Raw genomic sequence first — 20,348 nt, 5'->3', positions numbered from 1 at the left:
ATTGAGTGAGACGCTTCTCGTGAGGAGAATAGCGGGATCGATCAGTTCGCATTTGCGGGAAGCTTCACAAGTCCAATTCCTTCCACATCTCATCCACCCTCGCCTTCACCTCATCATCCATCACAATCGGTGTCCCCCATTCGCGGCTGGTTTCGCCCGGCCATTTATTGGTGGCATCCAATCCCATTTTTCCACCTAGCCCGGATACAGGGCTGGCGAAGTCGAGATAGTCGATGGGGGTGTTTTCGACGATCAGCGTGTCCCGCGCGGGGTCAACCCGCGTGGTGATGGCCCAGATGACTTCCTTCCAGTCACGGATATTGACGTCATCATCGGTGACGATAATGAATTTGGTGTACATGAATTGCCGCAGGAAACTCCATACGCCGAACATGACGCGCTTGGCGTGGCCGGCGTACTGCTTTTTCATGCTCACTACCGCCATGCGGTAGGAGCAGCCTTCCGGCGGCAGGTAGAAATCGACGATTTCGGTGAACTGCTTCTGCAGCAGGGGAACGAATACTTCATTGAGCGCCACGCCGAGAATCGCCGGCTCGTCCGGGGGCTTGCCGGTGTAGGTGGAGTGGTATATCGGATCGCGGCGCATGGTGATGCGCTCGATGGTGAATACCGGGAAGGTTTCCTGTTCGTTGTAGTAGCCTGTGTGGTCGCCGAAAGGACCTTCCACTGCTGTCTCGTCGGGATGGATATATCCTTCCAACACGATCTCGGCACTCGCCGGAACCTGCAAATCGTGCGTCAGGCATTTGACGATTTCGGTTTTGGCGCCGCGCAGCAGTCCGGCAAACTGGTACTCGCTCAAACTATCCGGCACGGGTGTGACGGCGCCGAGTATGGTCGCCGGGTCCGCCCCCAGGGCTACTGCAATTGGATAGGGTTGTCCCGGATTAGTGAGAGTGAAGTCGCGAAAATCCAGCGCGCCGCCACGGTGCGCGAGCCAGCGCATGATGACTTTGTCGGGCGCGATTACCTGTTGGCGATAAATACCGAGATTTTGGCGGGTCTTGTGGGGCCCTTTGGTAACGGTCAACCCCCAGGTGATCAACGGGCCCGCGTCACCCGGCCAACAAGTCTGGATCGGCAGCTTGCCGAGGTCCACGTCCTTGCCTTCCCAGACGATTTCCTGACAGGCCGCCTTTGAGAGCTCCTTCGGCGCCATATTGAACACCTGTTTCAGCACGGGCAATTTCTCCCATGCGTCTTTCAAGCCTTTGGGGGGATCGGGTTCTTTCAGATAGGCGAGGAGTTTGCCCACCTCACGCAGCGCCTCGACCGAATCCTGCCCCATCCCCATCGCGACACGCTTTGGCGTGCCGAACAGATTTCCCAGCACAGGAATGGCATGTCCCTTAGGTTTTTCGAACAGCACGGCCGGACCGCCCGATTTCAGCAGGCGGTCGCAGATTTCCGTCATTTCCAGATTGGCATCGACTTCGACTGCTACGCGTTTGAGCTCGCCCTGTTTTTCCAGTTGCGCCAGAAAATCGCGCAGGTCCTTGTACTTCATTTACGCCCTTTACGTTTCGGGTCCCGGCCCCGGTGCATCAATAAGCCGCCCTTGCCAGGTAATCCAGCGCGATACCGGCAAATATCGTTGCGCCTACCCAGTTGTTGTGAAGAAAAGCTTTGAAACAGCGGGTGCGGTCGCGGTCTTGGATCAGACCGTATTGATACAGGATCAGCCCCAGCGCTGTCGCAAGACCAATGTAATAAATGACGCCGAGATTCTGTACCAGGCCGATGGTAACCATGCCCGCGAGGAAAGCCACATGGCACAACATCACACCGACGACATCGAAACGTCCGAACGTGATGGCGGAAGTCTTGATGCCAATCCTGAGATCGTCCACCTTGTCCACCATCGCATATTCGGTATCGTACGCGACCACCCACAACAGGTTTGCACCCATCAGGAACCAGGCGATGAAGGGCACTTCCCCGGTCTGGGCGGCGAATGCCATGGGGATGCCAAAGCTGAAGGCGATGCCAAGATAAGCTTGCGGCATGGCGAAAAACCGCTTGGTGAAAGGGTAGCTCTCGGCGAGGAACAGGGCAACAAACGATAGCTCGATGGTAAGCCGGTTCAGCGGCTGGATCAGCAGGAACGCCACGAGGCTCAAACCCGCTGCAAGCAGGAGCGCCTCCCTGGTGCTCACCGCTCCAACCGCTAGGGGACGATTTCGGGTGCGCTCGACATGTCCATCGAGATCGCGATCGGCATAGTCGTTGACGACACAACCGGCGGAGCGCATCAGCACCGTGCCCAGCACGAATATCAACAGGATATCCAGCCGTGGCACACCTTCCGCTGCCAGCCACAAGCCCCACAACGTGGGCCACAGCAACAGCAGAATGCCGATGGGCTTGTCCAGCCGCATCAGCTTTTCGTAATGCACGAGACGTTGAGTGAGTGTCACGCAAGCTCCAGGATGGAAGGAAGGAATACTTCGGTAACCAATATGGACTGGCCATGCAGCGTGAATAGAGAGCGACGCGCCCACAGATTCCCCGGCTGTCCCCGCAATTTGCGGCAGGCGCGGATGAAAAGCGGGTGAGCCGCAGTCAACTTCTTGAAGCGGAGCGGTGTACGCTTGACGATAGGATTGGTAAATAATACTGTCCCCAGCGACTTGTTGCCAAGTCCAATCAGACTGCGCCATGCACCGCGCAAATCTTTCCGTGCCACCACGGAATGGGCAAAGACGACCGGCGTCTCGCCGCAATATAAATACACTTCCCGCACCAGGGCCAGTTCATCCCGCCGTAAATTCATTACGCCCAGTTCATCGTCGCAGACCGTTGCCAACGACTGGAACACTGGCTTGACGCTGAACTCACCGCAGCAGCGGCGTTGAATAAGCTGGGTAAGAGAGCCACGATTTTGCAACCAGCCCCGGACGCGGGGCGACATGGAGGAGGGTGCAGGATGCCAGTCCGATAGCTGGGCAGGATTCATTCCAGAAGAGCTGAAAAGGGTGAATTATGCCGCATAATCCAGCCCGGCTGAATCCTTAGCCCGGATATTTCACCAAACCGGCCTGAGAATTGTAGAAAGCGGTATGAACACGGGTATTTGATCAACCAAGGCTGAATCCGGTTTATACCATTGGCCTTAACAGCACTGATGGGTTTTGCGGGCATCTTTGCGCCCCTGGTTGATGCAATCCGCTTTCACTCGGACACGAATGCGCCAATAAGGGAACGTAGCGTGCCCATCAATGTCAGCGCCCATATCAGCAATGCGAACCAACCCCAATAGTGCGGAATAACCGCCAGGGATTCATCCTCCGCCGCTTTCGCCAGGGCAAGCGTGCAGGCTGTGTACATTCCCATCGGAAAAACTCTGCTCCATGCCGGAGGATCATAAACCTGATATTGCCGGCCCAATGCCAGCCGGGACCAGGGAAAAACTTTAACGCACAGCGGTACGGGGCCAGTGATTCCGACACGCGTGAATTTACGGATATCCATGATTACCTGATAGGGAATCCACAATGTGCCGACAACCCAGGCGAACAGGGTCATCCATAATGCACACTCCCGTATACCGTTCCATTCGGGGAGGAGGGGCAAATGCGTGACAAAGTCCGCACCTGCCAATGTAGTGATTGCGGCGGCCCCCATGCAGATCCAGTAAGGAGCGTCCCAGTCCGCGAGTTCGAACCGTCTGAAAAACAGGCAATAGGTTACCAGCGACATAATCACCAGGTACAGGAGGAATCCGAAAGTCCAGAACGCACCCACTGCAAAGTAAACGTAACCAGGCGGTGTTGCCATTGCCTCGAGCAGATGAGTCGCAAGCAGGGCAACTGAGACCGTACCCACTGCAACCAGCAGCGTCGCACCGCTCACGATTTCTTGGATGGGTTTCGAGCGCGCGGAGACGAGATTGACGACAACGGAGTAAATACATATGAACCAGCCCATCAACGCCACTAGCCAAAGTGACGCTGCCAGCACAGTGGCATGCTCGAAGACAAACAGTTGCATGCCCACCGTATTGGTTCCCACCACGAACGTCAGAAACAGCCAGGCGCGTCGCAGCGTCAGAAAATCCGCCTTCAGATCCGGCAGGAAAAATGCCATCCTCGCGACGAGGACGATGCACAAGGCCAGATATAAAATCAGATTCAGCACGAAGAGCGCCTTTGCTATGGGGGAAAAACCCATCGCTTCAAAGGCAAGAGATACGATGCCGGTTGCCATCACCATGGCGAAGTAGGCAGGATGAAAATTCCTTACGCCGTTAGTGATGATGGCCCGGTATCGGCTCATGATGGTGCCTGTTCATGAGGCGGGAATGATCAAGGTTTTCGTGAAAGCAGCAGCAATAACATCGGTACGCCCAGCAAAGCGGTCAATACGCCCACAGGCAACTGTTGGGGCGCCCATAGCGTGCGCGCCAGGGTATCCGCCAGCGTGAGAAAGCTTCCCCCCAATAATACCGCCAGAGGCAATAACCAGCGAAAATTACTGACCCCCAGCAGGCGGACCGCATGCGGCACGATCAGGCCCACGAAACCGATGACCCCCGCGAGCATCAGCGCCGCCACGGTGGCGAGCGATGCGCAAAAATAAATTCCTATTTGCAACGGTAGCACAGCTACGCCCAAAGTTCTTGCCTTCATTTGACCCAGTGTCAAAACGTTCAAGCTCCCGGAAAAAAGCAGGCTCACCGCGGATACGAGAATGAGCGTTATCCAGGCAGGCAACGGTTCTTCGGCACGCGAAACATCGCCCATCAACCAGAACAGCATGCCTTTGACATCGCTCGCCGGCGCAAGGGTAAGAATCAACGTGGTGAGCGCCCCGCAACCAGCGGACAACACCACACCGGTCAGAAGCAGCCGGTAAAGATTCCAGTTGCCTGCGCGAAAACTCAGGCCGAATACAATGGCAACGGCCGCCAAAGCTCCCGCCAGGGACGTCAGATTCGTCAGCAAAGTTCCCCACCCGAGGAGCATGGCAAGGAGTGCGCCTACGGCTGCGCCCCCCGAAACCCCCAGGATATACGGATCGGCGAGAGGATTGCGCAATAAAACCTGCAACAGTGCGCCCGCCAGTGCCAGAAGACCGCCGCAGGCAAAGGCGGCCAGTACCCGTGGCAAGCGAAGCTGCCAGATAATCTGATGGGAGATGCTTTCGCTTGAAGACAGCAGCGCCTGAACGACGCCCGAAACCGGAATATGGACGCTGCCGAACAGCAAGCCGGTGAAAAGACTGCCCATGGCCAGCAGACCGAAGAGAACCAGCAGCAAAGGGTATGGATATCTGACGAAGGCTGCGCTTAATGTCATGTTAATGCGCAGACATTCAATGGCCGCGACTGGGAGGAAGCAGCAGCGGACAGCGGAACAACTGTCGCTTTCCGTCGGGTCGTTTCAGCGTAGGCAGCATGGACTGCTCTTTGCCGTCCTCTCGCCCGCCTTAGGCACCCACCTCTGCGCTATCGCAGGCTGATGACGGGCCACCCGTTTTTTTCCGCATGTGCCCTGAGTGTTGCGTCAGGATCAACCGCTACCGGGCGGGTCACTTTTTTAAGCAGCGGCAGATCATTTAAAGAGTCACTGTAAAACCAGCTTTCCAAGAAAGATAACCAGGTCAGGTTATGATGGTCCAGCCAGCTTTCCAGGCGCATGATCTTGCCCTCGCGGAAACAGGGGGGGCCGGAAACCCTGCCCGTGAACTCCCCATCCCTCTGCTCCGGTTCGGTAGCAATGAGATGATTTATGCCGAATGCCCTTGCAATCGGGCCTGTTACAAAACTGTTGGTTGCCGTAATGATGACGCACAAATCACCTCCAAGCATGTGCCGATTGACGAGCTTGCGCGCCTGCAGGGTGATCAGGGGCAGAATCCTTTTTTCCATGAAATCCCTGTGCCAGGCATCCAACTGACTGCGAGGATGACGCGACAGGGGCTTCAACTGAAAATCCAGGAATTCCTGGATATCCAGAGTGCCGGCCTTGTACTGCTCGTAGAATTCGATATTGCGGGCTTCATGGACTTCGCGGTCGAGCACCCCCTGCTCGATGAGGTGCTGTCCCCACTGGAAGTCGCTATCGCCTGCAAGCAGCGTATTATCGAGGTCAAACAAAGCAAGATTCATGAGGTGGTCTGCAATAGCTCGCGTACCAGCGGAATGGTTATTTTCCGGTGGCTCGCCAGCGAATATTTATCCAGGGCGTCAAGCTTCGCCATCAGGGAAGTCAAATCGCGCCGCTCGTGCCGCAGCAGGTAGTCACATACCTCCTGTGGCAAAGCAAGGCCGCGGCTGCTGGCGTGGTTTTTCATGGCTTCCATTTTTTCCTCATCAGTCAATTCGTGAACCTCGTACACCAGACCCCATGCAAGGCGCGTAAGCAGGTCTTCGCGCAGCTTCAGCTGCGCGGGAGCGACAGAACCGCTTACCAGCAGGAACGCTTGCCCTTCGTCACGGATACGATTATAAAGATGAAACAGTCCGATCTGGGCATCGGCGCCAAGGCGATCCACGTCGTCCACCATCACGCAATCGGCCTCGCTGCCATTCGCGAAAGACGTTCTCTCGCCACACGCGAAATAAAGCGTGTTCATGTCATTGCGCTTGCACGCACTGGCTGCACCTTGCAGCAGATGACTTTTTCCGCAACCCGTTCCGCCCCATAGATAAACAAAACGCTCGTGCTCCCGCGCCATTAGAATGTTATCCAGGGTTTGCAACAACTCGGCATTGCGGCCCGACACGAAATTGGACAAGGTCGGTGGCGGAGGGACTATGTCCAGCGGCAATTGCTTCATCAACGAGGGAGCTGTTACTGGATATCAGGATAAGAAACAGGCGATACGGACGCAGACGCAGATCGGGAGTATTGTCCGAAAAACCTATCAAACTCGAACGGTGTTAGGGCTCCGTGTTAGGGTTCCTTAGGCGCCATTTGCGGTAAAATTGCAGCTTCAAACGCCACTCTATCTGTAACAGGACGAGAATTCAACTTGACCACATCCAAGCCCCGCGAAGAAAACCTCGCTCCGCTCTCTTACCATGCTGCCGGCGTCGATATCGACGCGGGCGAACGCCTGGTGGAAAACATCAAGCCCTACGCAAAACGTACCCTGCGAGCCGAAGTGCTGGCTGGCATCGGCGGCTTTGGTGCGCTTTTCGAAATTTCCCGAAAATTCAACAACCCGGTACTGGTAGCGGGTACGGACGGGGTAGGTACCAAGCTGAAGCTCGCGTTCGAATCTGGCAAACACGACACGGTCGGCATCGACCTGGTTGCGATGAGCGTGAACGATATTCTGGTACAGGGAGCAGAACCCCTGTTTTTCCTGGACTATTTCGCGTGTGGAAAGTTGGACGTGGATACCGCCACCCGGGTAGTGAAAGGCATTGCCGCGGGGTGCGAGCAGGCCGGATGTGCCTTGATCGGTGGAGAAACCGCTGAAATGCCAGGCATGTATCCGGAGGGCGAGTATGATCTTGCGGGTTTCGCTGTCGGGGCGGTCGAGAAGGATCGAATCATCACGGGCACAACCATCGAGGCGGGCGATGGAGTGCTGGGGCTTGCTTCCAGCGGCGCCCATTCAAATGGCTACTCCCTGATCCGCAAGATCATCGAAAAAAATAATGCGGATTTGTCTGTCGATTTCCATGGCAAGGCGTTAATAGATGTAATCATGGCGCCTACCCGGATTTATGTGAAGCCTCTGCTCGAACTCATCAAGCATGTACCGGTTAAAGGCATGGCGCATATCACGGGCGGTGGTCTGCTGGAAAATATTCCACGCATCCTGCCTGAAGGCCTTACGGCAATACTGAAAAAAGAAACCTGGGAGATGCCTCCGCTTTTTGACTGGCTGCAGCGGGGAGGCAATGTGGCCGATAGCGAAATGCATCGCGTTTTCAATTGTGGCATAGGCATGGCCGTCATCGTGGCGCCGGAGTATATCGACGCCGCCACGCAGTTGCTGCAATCCATGGGGGAAATCGCATGGCGCATTGGCACCATCCGCGAGCAGCGCGCGAACGAATCCCAGACAATCGTCGAGTGAGCGACGTGAAGCACCGAAGCACAGGCTTGGCCTGAATCCTGCTGCTGACCCATGAAGTCACTCGTAATCCTTATCTCCGGCCGCGGCAGCAATATGCAGGCACTGCTGGAAGCGAATCTTCCCGCCCGGATAGCCGCAGTCATCAGCAACAAGCCGGGGACGCCAGGACTCGAAATCGCACGCAGCCGCGGCTATGAAACCATTGTGCTGGACCAAAGGTCATACCCGGATCGCGAAGCGTTTGACCAGAAACTGGCGGGAGTCATCGATGCCTACGCACCCGACCTCATCGCCCTAGCCGGTTTCATGCGCCTGCTCGGGGGCAGTTTTGTCAGCCGCTATGAAGGCAGGCTGATAAACATTCATCCCTCGCTGCTGCCCGCTTTTCCCGGCCTGCACCCCCACAGGCAGGCGTTGAAGGAAGGTGTGAAGGTGCATGGATGCACAGTGCATTTTGTCACCGCCGAAACAGATCGGGGTCCGATCATTATCCAGGCGGCTGTTCAGGTCATGCCAAGTGATACCGAGGAAACGCTGGCCGCGCGCGTGCTGCAACAGGAACATCGTATTTATCCTGAAGCCGTGCGCTGGTTTATGAAAGACCGGTTGAAGCTCTCAGATAACGGTGTGGAAGTGAGCGATGCCGATTTCGACGATTCTGTTTTATATTCACCGGGACTATCCAAATGAGATTTTTATTTCTAGCCCTGTTGTCAGGAGCAGTTTTTTTTGCTTTTCCCGCTTTTTCCGCTTGCGCTGCCTGCGGCACAGAAGTGCCATCGCGGGTCGATATCAGTTATTCGGTCACATCCGGAAGCCTTGAAGCGGACATGAATGACACACTGAAAATCACTCAGGAAAACGGCGAGCGCCGCTACAGCCTGTACAGCGAGGGCAAGGCCAAAGGTCTGTTGGCCCTGACCCAACCGGACACCCTGGTGCGTGACAGTGAAGGCATCATCACGACGCAGGGGACGTTGCGGCCGGAGCGATTTTCGGATCAGCACGGAAACAAGGTGCCCAAAGTGGCAATTTTCGACTGGGGCAAAAAACTGATCACCCTTCAGCATAAACGCGGGGAAGAGCAAAAAGCGCTGCCTGCCGATGCCCAGGACAAGCTGAGCCTGCTCTACAGCTTCATGTTTACTTCCGCCCCCGGCAAAATGGTAAACCTGCATGAAACCGATGGAAAGCACCTGGATCCGGTGCGCTATGCAGTCAGCAAGGAAACACTGGATACTCCCATGGGCAAGCTCGAAACGATCGTGCTGACGAAGCAGCTGGAAAAAGAAGGGGATCGGGATAAAAAAATCTGGCTTGCCGTCGCTCACCATATGCTGCCGGTCCGCGTCGTGGCTACCGAAAAAATCGGCATCGTGACGGATCAGATGGTGACAAAAATAAGTTATGGAGGGCCGATGAACGGCCTAAAACAGGGCCGACTGCAATAGGCTCGGCTGCGGCAAACCTGTAAAATCACCGGGGACGCCAGAGCGGTTGTGCCGGGCAGCGCGTGCCGCCTGCCCAAATACTCCCTTTGTGCCTGCCTGTCCCACTATAGGGCTGCTTTGTGCCCGCTTCTCCCGAGCAGTATCGATAATTGATGACAATGCGTCTTACCCCTGCTCATCTCGACATGGCAACCGCTGCATTGCGCGCCGTAATTCCACTGCAACATCCGGCTGATTCGTTGCTGCGGCATTTTTTCCAGGACAATCGGAAACTCGGCGTGCACGATCGCGCATTCATCGCTGAAACCGTATTCGGTATTTTGCGCCACCGTTTTTTTCTGGAACGCGTTGTGGAAATTGCCACACCTCGCTCGCTCCTGCTGGCTTATCTGGCCAAATTCTCGGGAATGAACTTGCGCGAGTTGGCGCCCTTGGTGAGTGAAACAGAAGCAAAACGGCTTGCGGAAATGAAAACGGTGTCACTGGAATCGCAGCCACTTGGCGTCCAGGCTGAATTTCCGGAGTGGCTGTTGGAAAAACTGCGGGAATTCATGGACGATGGCGCTATCCTTGACCTGGGCCGCTCGCTGCAAGCACCCGCACCCCTCGATCTGCGTGTGAATACGCAGCTTGCGAGGCGCGAAGAGGTCATCGAGTTGTTGGGAAAAGATGGAATCGAAGGCACGCCGACGCCCTACTCGCCGATCGGCATCCGCCTCCCAGGGAAGCCGGCGATCAACCGCCATGAAGTGTTCATGAGCGGCAAGGTCGAAGTCCAGGATGAAAGCAGCCAGCTGCTGGGTTATCTGCTTGCGCCCAGGCGCCGGGACATGGTAGTGGATTTCTGCGCGGGAGCGGGAGGAAAGTCGCTGATGCTGGGGGCGCTGATGTGTTCGCAAGGGCGCATCTATGCTTTCGATAATTCGGAAAAGCGGCTGAACAATCTCAAGCCCCGCCTCAAACGCTCCGGCTTATCGAACCTCCATCCTCAGCTTATCGCCAATGAAAACGACATAAAGGTGAAACGGCTGGCGGGAAAAATCGATCGGGTGCTGGTGGATGCACCTTGCAGCGGGCTCGGAACCCTGCGGCGAAACCCGGATCTGAAATGGCGCCAGTCGCCGCAAAGCATCGAGGAACTCAAGCGCAAGCAAGCCGCCATTCTGTCATCTGCGGCCAACCTGCTTAAACCGGGTGGCAGACTGGTTTATGCCACTTGCAGCTTTTTACCGGAAGAAAACCAGGAAATCGTTGAGAATTTTATTGCGAATAACCCCCGCTTCAGCCTGCTGAATTGCGCCGAGTTGTTGCACCAGCAAAAAGTCCCGCTCGACACCGGTGTGTTTATGCAACTCCAGCCCAGGCTGTACGGGACGGACGGCTTTTTTGCCGCCGCACTGGAATCAGGAAAGGCTCAAACATGATGTCACCAGGCCGTAGTCCCTCCGTGAAGCAGTATATGGCTGGCTGCCTTGCCGTACTTCTGACAACCTCTGTGGCAGCGTTTGAACCCCCTTCCTATCGCAAGCCACCTCCAGTCCTGTCCGCTTCCGGTACTGTGCAGGTTGCTTTCACGCCGGGCCAGGATGTGGGGAAACTGATCGCGGATGCCATCGATGGTGCCCGTACCCAGGTTCTGGTCCAGGCTTTCAGTTTTACCCATCGCAGAATCGCCGATGCTTTAATCGCAGCCAGGCATCGCGGAGTAGATGTGAAAGTCATTGCGGACAGGGAGCAGACCGAAAAAATTCCGACCAGCCTGATTGCAAGAATGGTGTCACAAGGTGTGCCGGTATTCATGGACTCGAATCATAGCAGTGCCCACAACAAGGTGATGGTGATCGATGCAGGCAGCGCCCAGGCTACGCTGATTACCGGCAGCTTCAATTTCACCCATGCGGCACAGCACAAGAATGCGGAGAACGTGCTCGTGATGCGCGGGAATTCCGCCCTGGTGGACCTTTACCTGGAAAACTGGCTGGATCATTTCAACCATGCGCGGCCTTACCGCTGATTCAAGTGATTCAGGCGTGTAAGCATATGCTTCCCCGAGCCGAAATGGCATGAGGGGAAAGTAATCCACGCGTGCTAGAATCTGGCACCCGCCCATTCATTTGCCCATCCATTTCCGGCGCCGTTCCTCTTCCTGTTTCAACGGATGCACTTCGACATTGAATTCCAGAGCCTGCTGAACAAACTGCTTGTCCATGCGCAGCAAGTCCCCGTCCTGTGGCAGCTTGCTGTGTTGACTGCAAGCATGGGAATGGCATGGTTGTTGCAAAGACAGTTCATGCGGCGCGCTCCGGCGCGCGTGAACGCCGGCGGGAAGTTAACCATCAGCGCACGCAGCCTGAGCCGGCTCCTGTTTCCATTTTTTGCGCTGGTCTTTACTGTCGTCGGCAAGTGGGCGCTGGACTATTGGTATCCGACGCACCTGCTCAATATCATTATCCCGATTCTGTTCGCGCTCGTCCTGATCCGGGCGGGGGTCTACATGCTGCGCAAGGTATTTCGCCGCCAGGAGTGGCTGCGCCCGTGGGAACGATTCATCGGCTGGACGGTGTGGATAGGATTCGCGCTTTATATCACAGGGCTTTTGCCCGAAATTCTGGCCCTTCTCGATGACATTTCACTGCATGTCGGCAAGCAGCGCATTTCGATATTGCTGATCGCGCAGGGTCTCATCGCGTTCACCGTCAGCATGCTCGTGGCTGCATCGCTTGCCAGTTCGGTTGAAACGCGCATCATGATGGCGAGGGCGCTGAATATCAACCAGCGTGTCATCTTGTCGAAGATCAGCCGCACCATTCTGATCGTCATCGGCGTGTTGGTTGCGTTGCCCATGGTCGGCGTGGATATCACGTTTCTATCCGTGTTTGGCGGCGCACTTGGCGTCGGGCTCGGACTGGGGCTGCAAAAAATCGCGAGCAACTACATCAGCGGGTTTATCATCCTGCTGGACCACTCCCTCCATCTCGGCGATATAGTCACGGTGGATAACCGCAAAGGCGAGGTGACCTCGCTCACCACGCGGTATGTGATACTCAAGAGCGAGGAAGGCACCAATATTCTCATCCCCAATGATGTTTTCATTACTTCGGCGGTTATCAACCATCCCTTCTCCGATCGCCGATTGCGCCTTGTCTTTCCGATGCGGATCAGCTACGACAGTCCGATCGAGGCCGCGATGATAATCATGTCGGAAGCGGCAAAGAGGCGGCAGCAGATACTGGCCGAGCCTGTGCCTGTAGTGTATCTCAAGGAATTCATCGATGGCGGGATCGTTCTGGAACTCGTCGCGTGGGTGGAAGAAGCGGAGAAGAATCTGCCTGCACTGCGGTCCGATATCAACCTCGATATCTGGCGAACATTCGGAGAGAACGGAATCAAGCGTTGACTGGAGGACTTTTCAGCCATGTCAGCCACAGCGTTCCGTTTATAGCTTCTGCCTCCTCCTGCCGCCAAATTAGGGAATTGTCCGGAATCCTGACGCGGATGGTAATATTGTTCCGGAAGAAAATCAGTGATATCTGAACTGTTATGGGCGCCTTGATTTTTTATACCGTCATCTATTTCCTTGGCTATTACGCAGCCCACATGTTGAACGAACTGTCGGGCCGGAAGCTGATCGCAAACCGCCGCATGGGGGGTCTGGTTCTCGCTCTCCTGGTTGGAACAGCACATGGTTACAAGATCATCAGCAGCCCACCCCCTCATCATGGAGACGGAGCAGGTTTTGCGCTCGGCCTGTACGTACTCCTGCCTCTGGCCATCATTACGATAGCTGTCCTCTATTTCAACTGGCAGGATCGTCAGGATAACGAACGTTGATTTATTGAGGCGTATGACGATGCTAGCAGATGATGTTATCTACAGGGTGTCTTAGCGTTGAATTCGCTTAGACTCTTCTTGCCCCGCTAAAGGCAAGCTTTTCACTGCTGCTCCTTCAAATCTGCTGATCACGTCTGTAACAAAATGCTCGGAAAAGCCTGCCATAAAAGACCAGAATATCAGTTTTGCATATTCTTTGTGTCCTTCTCCATGTTGCTCGAAGATCGACAGGAAACTTTCGGAGGATGAATTGCTATCAGGCAGAAAAACGGGAAACAGGTCGCCGGATAGCAAACCGGAAAGAAAAAGTATAAAAAGCAAAAAAGCCAACACACCCCCAACCAGGGGAGAAAGAGCAGTGTAAACCCAGGACTCCGCTATCAACTCCAGATCGAACAAAGTCAAATCCTTCAGACGGCGTTGAAGACCGACAAATCCGCCAATCACCCCACTGGCGAATACGAGCAGCGGCACTATATAGATGGACTCCCTCAATAGAGCAGCAGCGGTCAATGAGAGGCCATAAAGAATCACCAGTGCGATGAAAAGACGCCGCGTAACAGAAATCAGCAGTCGAGCAGGAATATTATTTGATTTAACGGCTTCCTTGATAGAGTTATCTGGCTCATCCATATGGTTGGAGTGACCTGCTCCTTGAAATTGATCCTTATTAACTTGATCAAGGAAACAAGTTCGAAAGATTATCGACGTCTGGACCTAGTATCCTGCGGGTTATCCATCAAGACTTCTATAAACAAAAGAGCGCCGGATGTCACGAGATGATGCTCCGACTCCTCCGGGTTTGAATAGACCTTGGCAGCAAGCTTTGGCAGCCGTGAGCCGTCCAGGCGAGGAGGTGTAGAGGCATAACATTTGCGATGTATATGCCCCTGATTGCCCGGGCTTTACGCGGTTTTTTTCTGGATGAACTCGATCTTGTAGCCGTCAGGATCTTCCACGAACGCGATCACGGTGACACCATGTTTCATCGGGCCTGCCTCGCGTGTAACCTTGCCGCCCCGTTTCTTCACTTCCTCACACGCCTGGTAGGCGTTATCGACTTCGATCGCAATATGTCCGTAACCGGCGCCCAGGTCGTATTTGCCAGTATCCCAGTTGTGGGTGAGTTCCAATACCGTTCCCTCAGCCTCATCCTGATAACCGACAAATGCGAGGGTAAACCTGCCCTCCGGATAATCTTTTCGGCGCAACACTTTCATTCCCAGCACGTCCGTATAAAAGGCAATCGACTTTTCCAGATCACCCACGCGCAGCATGGTATGAAGTATGCGCATTCAGATTTCCACCATCTCAAAATCTTCCTTACGCGCTGAACATTCGGGACAGGTCCAGTTCATCGGTACGTCCTCCCACCTTGTTCCGGGCGGAATACCTTCCTGCGGAGACCCTTCGGCCTCGTCATATACATAGCCGCAAATCAGGCACATATAGCAACGGTAGACACGCACTTCGGTCGTTTCGGTGGTAGTCATGATGAGTAAGGGTATTTGGGTTAAAATATCATTTTACGGTATTAGTTCATGTCTCAGCCACCCCCCATCGTACTTTCTTTTGCTGCCAGCGACTCTACCGGGGGCGCCGGTATTCAGGCTGATATCCTCACTCTGGCCAGCATGGGATGCCATCCCCTTTCGGTCGTCACCGCCGTGACGGTGCAGGATACGGCCGGTGTAGATGATGTAATGGCACTGGATGCAGAATGGGTGACGGATCAGGCACGCGCAGTTCTTGAGGACATGCCCGTGCATGTGTTTAAAATGGGTTTGCTGGGCAGTGTGGAAATTATTGCGGCGATTGCCGAAGTGGTTTCGGATTATCCCAACATTCCGGTCGTGCTAGACCCTGTGCTTGCCTCGGGCCGTGGCGATGAACTCGCCAATGAGGAAATGGTCGCTGCCATGCGGGAATTGCTGCTGCCGCAGGCAACCATCATCACGCCCAACAGCCTGGAAGCGCGCCGGCTGGCGCAGGATTATGAGGATGAATCCGATATGCCGGATTTGCACCAGTGCGCAGGGCGATTGCTGCGTCTGGGATGTGAATATGTATTCGTTACCGGCACCCATGAAAATACTTCGCAGGTGGTGAACACCCTATATGGAACGACCGGCATCGTGCGCACGGATGCATGGAATCGCCTGGCTGGCTCGTATCATGGATCAGGTTGCACACTCGCCTCTGCTATCGCCGCCACGCTTGCCAATGGATTGCCTATTGCAGAGGGTGTATATGAAGCGCAGGAATACACCTGGCAATCCCTGAAAGCCGGGTTCAGGCCTGGAATGGGGCAACATCTGCCAGACAGGCTATTCTGGGCGCGTGATGAGAACAGTGTCGAGGAACGAAATCAGGCGATGTAGCGCTGCTCCGCGGCGAGAAATAACCGGTCTATATGCGATCACGCCAGATACAGGAGATACAGCGAGTCTGGTCGCGATGACACGGAGCGCGCTTGCCGGAGGTGCGCGACTGGTTCAATACCGCAGCAAAACGATGAACGAGGAGCTGCGCCGGGAACAGGCGCGCGCGCTCGCTCATCTCTGCCGCCGGTTTGACGTTCCCCTCCTCATCAACGATCATATCGATCTTGCTCTCGAGGTCGGGGCGGATGGAGTACATCTGGGACGGGAAGATGCACCCATTTCTCAAGCCCGGCTTAAACTGGGTCATGAAAAGATCATCGGAATTTCCTGCTACAACGAACTCGAATCTGCCATCGAAGCCGAGTGCAATGGCGCGGATTACGTTGCTTTCGGGGCTTTTTTCAGTTCCGTCACAAAGCCCGATACCGTGCCTGCTTCCGTTGACCTGCTACAGCAGGGAAATCTTGAGATCAGGATTCCCATTGTCGCCATAGGCGGCATCAATAGCGATAATGCCCTGGTACTGATCAGCGCCGGTGCGGATGCTGTAGCGGTCAGCAACGCTCTGTTTGGCGCACGAGATATCCGTTCCGAAGCCGCCAAGTTCTCCGGATTATTCAAGCGTCAGTCGTTTCATCCCTCATTGTCAAGGACCCGTCAATAATGTCACGCAACCAGCAATTGTTCGAGCAGTCGCAAAAATTCATTCCCGGGGGGGTCAACTCGCCGGTTCGCGCCTTCAAATCGGTAGGCGGCACGCCGGTTTTTTTCAGAAAGGGTGAGGGTGCCTATGCATGGGATGCGGATGACAAGTCCTACATAGATTATGTCGGTTCCTGGGGCCCTCTGATTCTCGGGCATGCCCATCCTGAAGTGATTGCTGCGGTCTATGCCGCAGCAAAAAACGGCTTGACTTTTGGAGCGCCCACCGAGGCGGAACTGGAGATCGCGGCACTGCTGTGCCGACTGGTGCCGTCGATCGAGCAGGTCAGGCTGGTAAGCTCCGGGACCGAAGCAACCATGAGCGCCATCCGGCTGGCGCGCGGTTATACCGGTCGGAATCGCATCATCAAGTTTGAAGGCTGTTATCACGGCCATGACGACGCCCTGCTGGTGAAGGCAGGCTCCGGCGCCCTGACTTTCGGCCATCCAAGTTCTGCCGGCGTCCCCGCGGAAACGGCTTCCAGCACGGTTGTGCTCGATTACAATGATCTCGCCGGTGTTGAACAGGCTTTCAATCAGTTCGGCGCCGAAATCGCGGCGGTCATTGTCGAGCCTGTTGCGGGCAACATGAATCTTATCGCGCCTCAGCCGGGCTTCCTGCCGGGTTTACGCGAATTATGCACGCGCCACGGCAGCGTGTTGATCTTCGATGAGGTGATGACAGGCTTTCGCGTTGGACTGGAGTGTGCCCAGGGGCTTTACGGAATAAAACCCGATCTCACCACACTGGGCAAAGTGATCGGCGGCGGTATGCCGATGGCTGCGTTTGGAGGCCTGCGAGAAATCATGCAATGCCTTGCGCCGGTGGGAGCCGTCTACCAGGCGGGTACGCTTTCGGGAAATCCGGTTGCGGTTGCTGCCGGTCTCGCCACATTGAAGCGGGTGCAGGTACCGGGGTTCTACGACAAACTCGCCGCGCGTACCCGTGAACTTACCGAAGGTCTTGCCGCGGCCGCAACAAAACACGGCGTGGTTTTTTGTGCGCAGGCTGTAGGGGGCATGTTCGGGCTCTATTTCCGGGAGAGCGCGCCGAAAAGTTACGCGGAAGTGATGAGCTGTGACCGCGAGGCTTTCAATGGGTTTTTCCACGCCATGCTCGACGAGGGTATTTATTTCGCCCCATCAGCATTTGAAGCCGGATTTGTTTCCGCGGCACACGGTGATGCTGAAATCAGCAAAACGCTAGCCGCCGCTGAAAAAATCTTCGCGCGGGAATAAAAACAGCGGGCAGTTGCCGCTGATAGCGAGGCAGTATCTTCCTCTGAAGATACTGCGCTGCGAACGCAGGCTTAGACCTGACTACTGGAACTGGACCGCATTCCACCCCGATTCCCTTTCCGTGGCCTTGCCGGACTACAGATCGCGCGAACGGACTGCTTCCGCTGACCGTATCTGCGCCCTGTAGCCATCCCGGTCACCCCGATTTTACCAGCAGCGCCCCTCTGCGATAACTTCGGAATCCCCGACTTTTATTACTTGCGAAGACCCGAAATGAACTCGGACACCGCCTCCATTTCTTTTTCGCTCATCCGCGTTGCGATCACGTGCATAACCTTGTTCGCATCGTTTGCCCGCTGCTCGGTCCGGAATGCGCGCAACTGCCCAGCAGAATACTCTGCATGCTGCCCGGCGAGCTGGGGATAAACGGGAGGAATACCGGCACCGTTGGGAGAATGGCAACTGGAGCAGGCGGGAACATTGGTTTCAAGATTTCCGCCCCGATATATTTTTTCCCCCAGCTCGGCGAGTTCCTTGTTGTTGGCCACCCCCGGCTTGGGCTTCTGCTGGGCGTAATAAGCTGAGACATTCCTTACATCCTCGTCGGAAAGCGGCGCAACCATGGCTGACATCACCGCGCTATCGCGCTCTGCCGGCTTGCCGTCCTGCGATTTGAAATTATTGAGCTGCTTGATGATATACTCGGCATGCTGTCCAGCCAGATTCGGATTTGCAGGAATCATACTGTTGCCATCCGCACCATGACAGGCGGCACAAACCTGGGTGGCGATTTGCTGACCTTTAGCCGCATCTCCTGCCGTTTTGACAGCCTGGGGAGGCGTTTCCGCAAAAACATGGCTGGACAGGGCCAATGCAGCCGATGCGGTAATCATCGAAATTAGCTTGATGCCTTGCATTCCTGAGACTCCGAAGAAAGTAATGGGTATTTTGATTTGACTGCGCATTTTAAGGCAAAGGCCGTATAACAACAATATAACAACAATAACCTTATCCGTAATGAAAGCATTATTTTTTCTATTGTTGTTTATCAACCTCGCTTTCGCGCTATATATCCAGCTTGAACCGGATGAAAGCAACAGAGCCTCCCTGCCAACGGAGCTTCAAGCGAAAACCGGACCTTCATCGGAGGCTGCCCCGCCACCCCCATCTGTCTGCCTGGAATGGGAAGCCTTTGCCCAACCGGATATAGCCCATGTCGAAGCAGCCATTTCCCGGCATAATCTCGATGGCAAATTGAAATCCCGAACCATGGGCATGGTGCCCTATTACTGGGTGCACATTCCCCCGCTCATGAACAAGCAACACGCCGAACGGAAGATAGGAGAGCTCAAGCGGCGCGATATTACCACTTACCAGATCGTGGAAGGCGACAGCAAGTGGAACAATGCGATTTCGCTGGGATTTTTTGAAAAAATCGAGGACGCTCGCGCCTCTCTGGCGTCCCTGAGGACGAAACGGGTCGTATCCGCCATTATCGGGGCAAGGAATGTCGAGCAGGTCAAGTTCGTCGCGGAGAACTCCTCCCCGGACCTGGAGGGGCGGCTGGAAAAGTTAAAGGCGGAATTTCCGAATAGCCGTATCACCAGGACCACTTGCGAGCCAAGTGCAGGAACGCATGGCAAGACGAACACAGCAGCGCAATAAAGAATCTGAAAAACCTTGAATGCAGAATATTCCTTTCCCTCTCCGCCTGCTTCTCCCTCCTGCCATGCTCATGGATGTGTGATTTTCAGGGAATTATTCTTCCGCCGCGGTTTTTCTGACCTTGCTGCGGGTCAGCAAGTCTTGCAATAAGATATTTCCATCCTCATCATATAAGCTTTTCATTCACATTATCGGCTCATGGCTCTGGAATCTGTATGACGGTGCATCTCAAATCCCCTGATGAAATAGAGAAAATGCGGGTAGCGGGCAGACTTGCATCGGAAGTGCTGGATTACATCACGCCATTCGTCAAGCCTGGAGTGACGACCGACGAGCTTGACAAGCTGTGTCACGATTACATGGTGAATGTGCAGGATACCATTCCTGCGCCGCTCAATTATGCTCCTCCCGGCTATTCGCCTTATCCGAAATCGATCTGCACCTCGGTCAACCATCAGGTTTGTCATGGTGTACCAGGGCATAAGAGACTCAAATCCGGAGATATCGTCAATATCGATGTAACCGTCATCAAAGACGGGTATCACGGTGATACCAGCCGGATGTATCTCATCGGCGAACCCGGCATCCAGGCGAAACGCCTGTGCAAGGTAACCTATGAAGCAATGTGGCAGGGTATTGAAATCATCAAACCCGGAAAACGCTTGGGGGATATCGGCCACGCGATTCAGCAGTATGCGGAAGACCATGGATACAGCGTGGTGCGGGAATTCTGCGGTCATGGAATCGGAGCAAAATTCCATGAGGAACCCCAGGTGCTTCACTACGGTCGCGCCGGCACAGGGCTCGAACTCAAAGCCGGAATGATCTTCACCGTCGAACCCATGATCAACGCCGGCAAGCCGCAGATTCGCCAGCTGGCCGATGGCTGGACCGTTGTCACAAAGGATCACAGTCTGTCGGCGCAATGGGAGCATACCGTGCTCGTCACGGAAACAGGATACGAAGTGTTGACACAGTCGGGCGGGACTCCGCCGCAGCCCACCCTCCGTTCTTGACGGCA

The 20,348-nt window shown here is 55.1% G+C and carries 23 protein-coding genes; 12 read left to right on the top strand and 11 right to left on the bottom strand.

What is annotated here, in order from left to right; translation table 11 throughout:
* Positions 1–64 precede the first annotated feature (64 nt).
* The 7 genes from ubiD to hda form a co-directional block, all read right to left on the bottom strand.
* Complete coding sequence (ubiD, locus tag BMW46_RS05710) at positions 65–1,528, bottom strand: 4-hydroxy-3-polyprenylbenzoate decarboxylase (RefSeq protein ID WP_074705901.1); 1,464 nt, start codon at positions 1,526–1,528, stop codon at positions 65–67.
* A 37-nt stretch (positions 1,529–1,565) separates the two neighbouring features.
* Positions 1,566–2,438: a 4-hydroxybenzoate octaprenyltransferase gene (gene ubiA / locus BMW46_RS05705; RefSeq protein WP_074705899.1), complete on the bottom strand. Its 873-nt coding sequence runs from the start codon at positions 2,436–2,438 to the stop codon at positions 1,566–1,568.
* Entirely contained in the window at positions 2,435–2,977 is a 543-nt protein-coding gene (locus tag BMW46_RS05700; protein WP_074705896.1) for a chorismate--pyruvate lyase family protein, read from the bottom strand. Before BMW46_RS05700 ends, ubiA begins: the two co-directional genes overlap by 4 nt.
* A gap of 215 nt (positions 2,978–3,192) precedes the next feature.
* Positions 3,193–4,296, bottom strand: a complete 1,104-nt coding sequence (locus BMW46_RS05695) for a tellurite resistance/C4-dicarboxylate transporter family protein (RefSeq protein WP_074705894.1) — start codon at positions 4,294–4,296, stop codon at positions 3,193–3,195.
* 29 nt (positions 4,297–4,325) lie between these two features.
* Positions 4,326–5,318 carry a FecCD family ABC transporter permease gene (locus tag BMW46_RS05690; RefSeq protein ID WP_074705892.1) on the bottom strand — a complete coding sequence of 331 codons (993 nt, stop codon included), beginning with the start codon at positions 5,316–5,318 and terminating at the stop codon, positions 4,326–4,328.
* Positions 5,319–5,467: 149 nt separating this feature from the next.
* Positions 5,468–6,130, bottom strand: coding sequence for a histidinol-phosphatase (locus BMW46_RS05685; RefSeq protein ID WP_074705890.1), 663 nt, complete (start codon positions 6,128–6,130; stop codon positions 5,468–5,470).
* A complete protein-coding gene (hda, locus tag BMW46_RS05680) occupies positions 6,127–6,801 on the bottom strand; it encodes a DnaA regulatory inactivator Hda (protein WP_074705887.1) in 675 nt (224 codons plus the stop codon). Before hda ends, BMW46_RS05685 begins: the two co-directional genes overlap by 4 nt.
* Before the next feature lie 195 nt (positions 6,802–6,996).
* Between hda and purM the strand changes: the two genes are divergently transcribed.
* The 7 genes from purM (at position 6,997) to BMW46_RS05645 (ending at position 13,337) form a co-directional block, all read left to right on the top strand.
* Positions 6,997–8,055 (top strand): phosphoribosylformylglycinamidine cyclo-ligase, encoded by a 1,059-nt coding sequence (gene purM / locus BMW46_RS05675; protein WP_074705884.1) that lies wholly within the window; start codon positions 6,997–6,999, stop codon positions 8,053–8,055.
* Between the two features lie 51 nt (positions 8,056–8,106).
* Positions 8,107–8,745 carry a phosphoribosylglycinamide formyltransferase gene (gene purN, locus BMW46_RS05670; RefSeq protein ID WP_074705882.1) on the top strand — a complete coding sequence of 213 codons (639 nt, stop codon included), beginning with the start codon at positions 8,107–8,109 and terminating at the stop codon, positions 8,743–8,745.
* Positions 8,742–9,506: a DUF3108 domain-containing protein gene (locus BMW46_RS05665; protein ID WP_074705879.1), complete on the top strand. Its 765-nt coding sequence runs from the start codon at positions 8,742–8,744 to the stop codon at positions 9,504–9,506. Before purN ends, BMW46_RS05665 begins: the two co-directional genes overlap by 4 nt.
* Before the next feature lie 158 nt (positions 9,507–9,664).
* Positions 9,665–10,930, top strand: a complete 1,266-nt coding sequence (locus BMW46_RS05660; protein WP_074706569.1) for an RsmB/NOP family class I SAM-dependent RNA methyltransferase — start codon at positions 9,665–9,667, stop codon at positions 10,928–10,930.
* Positions 10,927–11,520 (top strand): phospholipase D family nuclease, encoded by a 594-nt coding sequence (locus BMW46_RS05655; RefSeq protein WP_074705876.1) that lies wholly within the window; start codon positions 10,927–10,929, stop codon positions 11,518–11,520. Before BMW46_RS05660 ends, BMW46_RS05655 begins: the two co-directional genes overlap by 4 nt.
* Before the next feature lie 144 nt (positions 11,521–11,664).
* Positions 11,665–12,903 carry a mechanosensitive ion channel family protein gene (locus tag BMW46_RS05650; protein WP_074705874.1) on the top strand — a complete coding sequence of 413 codons (1,239 nt, stop codon included), beginning with the start codon at positions 11,665–11,667 and terminating at the stop codon, positions 12,901–12,903.
* Between the two features lie 143 nt (positions 12,904–13,046).
* On the top strand, positions 13,047–13,337 hold the full coding sequence (locus BMW46_RS05645) for a hypothetical protein (RefSeq protein WP_074705871.1): 291 nt from the start codon (positions 13,047–13,049) through the stop codon (positions 13,335–13,337).
* 51 nt (positions 13,338–13,388) lie between these two features.
* On the opposite strand, the gene BMW46_RS05640 is transcribed toward BMW46_RS05645, so the two are convergent.
* The 3 genes from BMW46_RS05640 to BMW46_RS05630 all read right to left on the bottom strand — a co-directional run bounded on the left by BMW46_RS05640 (position 13,389) and on the right by BMW46_RS05630 (position 14,830).
* Positions 13,389–13,970, bottom strand: coding sequence for a hypothetical protein (locus tag BMW46_RS05640; protein WP_081355693.1), 582 nt, complete (start codon positions 13,968–13,970; stop codon positions 13,389–13,391).
* A gap of 272 nt (positions 13,971–14,242) precedes the next feature.
* The gene (gloA, locus tag BMW46_RS05635) at positions 14,243–14,632 is read right to left on the bottom strand and encodes a lactoylglutathione lyase (RefSeq protein WP_074705869.1); all 390 of its coding nucleotides are present in this window, start codon (positions 14,630–14,632) and stop codon (positions 14,243–14,245) included.
* Positions 14,633–14,830: a rubredoxin gene (locus tag BMW46_RS05630; RefSeq protein WP_011381910.1), complete on the bottom strand. Its 198-nt coding sequence runs from the start codon at positions 14,828–14,830 to the stop codon at positions 14,633–14,635. It abuts the gene before it with no gap.
* A gap of 48 nt (positions 14,831–14,878) precedes the next feature.
* On the opposite strand from BMW46_RS05630, the gene thiD reads away from it, so the two are divergent.
* Genes thiD through hemL form a run of 3 tightly spaced genes read left to right on the top strand, consistent with a single transcriptional unit; the run spans position 14,879 to position 17,662 of the window.
* Positions 14,879–15,718, top strand: a complete 840-nt coding sequence (gene thiD / locus BMW46_RS05625) for a bifunctional hydroxymethylpyrimidine kinase/phosphomethylpyrimidine kinase (protein ID WP_074705866.1) — start codon at positions 14,879–14,881, stop codon at positions 15,716–15,718.
* Positions 15,681–16,385: a thiamine phosphate synthase gene (gene thiE, locus BMW46_RS05620; RefSeq protein WP_074705864.1), complete on the top strand. Its 705-nt coding sequence runs from the start codon at positions 15,681–15,683 to the stop codon at positions 16,383–16,385. Before thiD ends, thiE begins: the two co-directional genes overlap by 38 nt.
* Positions 16,382–17,662, top strand: coding sequence for a glutamate-1-semialdehyde 2,1-aminomutase (gene hemL / locus BMW46_RS05615; RefSeq protein ID WP_143121413.1), 1,281 nt, complete (start codon positions 16,382–16,384; stop codon positions 17,660–17,662). The genes thiE and hemL overlap by 4 nt, the downstream gene beginning before the upstream one ends.
* 254 nt (positions 17,663–17,916) lie before the next feature.
* On the opposite strand, the gene BMW46_RS05610 is transcribed toward hemL, so the two are convergent.
* Positions 17,917–18,579, bottom strand: coding sequence for a c-type cytochrome (locus BMW46_RS05610; RefSeq protein WP_074705859.1), 663 nt, complete (start codon positions 18,577–18,579; stop codon positions 17,917–17,919).
* A 100-nt stretch (positions 18,580–18,679) separates the two neighbouring features.
* On the opposite strand from BMW46_RS05610, the gene BMW46_RS05605 reads away from it, so the two are divergent.
* Both BMW46_RS05605 and map read left to right on the top strand, forming a co-directional pair.
* Entirely contained in the window at positions 18,680–19,327 is a 648-nt protein-coding gene (locus BMW46_RS05605; protein ID WP_074705856.1) for a hypothetical protein, read from the top strand.
* 215 nt (positions 19,328–19,542) lie between these two features.
* Positions 19,543–20,343 carry a type I methionyl aminopeptidase gene (gene map, locus BMW46_RS05600; RefSeq protein ID WP_074705853.1) on the top strand — a complete coding sequence of 267 codons (801 nt, stop codon included), beginning with the start codon at positions 19,543–19,545 and terminating at the stop codon, positions 20,341–20,343.
* Positions 20,344–20,348: the final 5 nt, after the last annotated feature.

Source organism: Nitrosospira multiformis (assembly GCF_900111585.1).
In the GTDB taxonomy this organism is placed as follows: Bacteria; Pseudomonadota; Gammaproteobacteria; order Burkholderiales; family Nitrosomonadaceae; genus Nitrosospira; species Nitrosospira multiformis_B.
The sequence above is the reverse complement of the archived record's forward strand: the minus strand, read 5'-3'. Positions and strand labels throughout refer to the sequence as shown.

Bases quoted from the DNA above. Each gene is read 5' to 3' on its own strand.
- BMW46_RS05650 (WP_074705874.1), top strand. From the start codon at position 11,665: ATGCACTTCGACATTGAATTCCAGAGCCTGCTGAACAAACTGCTTGTC.
- BMW46_RS05700 (WP_074705896.1), bottom strand. From the start codon at position 2,977: ATGAATCCTGCCCAGCTATCGGACTGGCATCCTGCACCCTCCTCCATG.
- BMW46_RS05695 (WP_074705894.1), bottom strand. From the start codon at position 4,296: ATGAGCCGATACCGGGCCATCATCACTAACGGCGTAAGGAATTTTCAT.
- BMW46_RS05645 (WP_074705871.1), top strand. From the start codon at position 13,047: ATGGGCGCCTTGATTTTTTATACCGTCATCTATTTCCTTGGCTATTAC.
- BMW46_RS05690 (WP_074705892.1), bottom strand. From the start codon at position 5,318: ATGACATTAAGCGCAGCCTTCGTCAGATATCCATACCCTTTGCTGCTG.
- BMW46_RS05630 (WP_011381910.1), bottom strand. From the start codon at position 14,830: ATGACTACCACCGAAACGACCGAAGTGCGTGTCTACCGTTGCTATATG.
- purN (WP_074705882.1), top strand. From the start codon at position 8,107: ATGAAGTCACTCGTAATCCTTATCTCCGGCCGCGGCAGCAATATGCAG.
- hda (WP_074705887.1), bottom strand. From the start codon at position 6,801: ATGAAGCAATTGCCGCTGGACATAGTCCCTCCGCCACCGACCTTGTCC.
- BMW46_RS05640 (WP_081355693.1), bottom strand. From the start codon at position 13,970: ATGGATGAGCCAGATAACTCTATCAAGGAAGCCGTTAAATCAAATAAT.
- ubiD (WP_074705901.1), bottom strand. From the start codon at position 1,528: ATGAAGTACAAGGACCTGCGCGATTTTCTGGCGCAACTGGAAAAACAG.
- BMW46_RS05610 (WP_074705859.1), bottom strand. From the start codon at position 18,579: ATGCAAGGCATCAAGCTAATTTCGATGATTACCGCATCGGCTGCATTG.
- thiE (WP_074705864.1), top strand. From the start codon at position 15,681: ATGAGAACAGTGTCGAGGAACGAAATCAGGCGATGTAGCGCTGCTCCG.
- BMW46_RS05655 (WP_074705876.1), top strand. From the start codon at position 10,927: ATGATGTCACCAGGCCGTAGTCCCTCCGTGAAGCAGTATATGGCTGGC.
- BMW46_RS05660 (WP_074706569.1), top strand. From the start codon at position 9,665: ATGCGTCTTACCCCTGCTCATCTCGACATGGCAACCGCTGCATTGCGC.
- map (WP_074705853.1), top strand. From the start codon at position 19,543: ATGACGGTGCATCTCAAATCCCCTGATGAAATAGAGAAAATGCGGGTA.
- BMW46_RS05685 (WP_074705890.1), bottom strand. From the start codon at position 6,130: ATGAATCTTGCTTTGTTTGACCTCGATAATACGCTGCTTGCAGGCGAT.
- gloA (WP_074705869.1), bottom strand. From the start codon at position 14,632: ATGCGCATACTTCATACCATGCTGCGCGTGGGTGATCTGGAAAAGTCG.
- BMW46_RS05605 (WP_074705856.1), top strand. From the start codon at position 18,680: ATGAAAGCATTATTTTTTCTATTGTTGTTTATCAACCTCGCTTTCGCG.
- BMW46_RS05665 (WP_074705879.1), top strand. From the start codon at position 8,742: ATGAGATTTTTATTTCTAGCCCTGTTGTCAGGAGCAGTTTTTTTTGCT.
- thiD (WP_074705866.1), top strand. From the start codon at position 14,879: ATGTCTCAGCCACCCCCCATCGTACTTTCTTTTGCTGCCAGCGACTCT.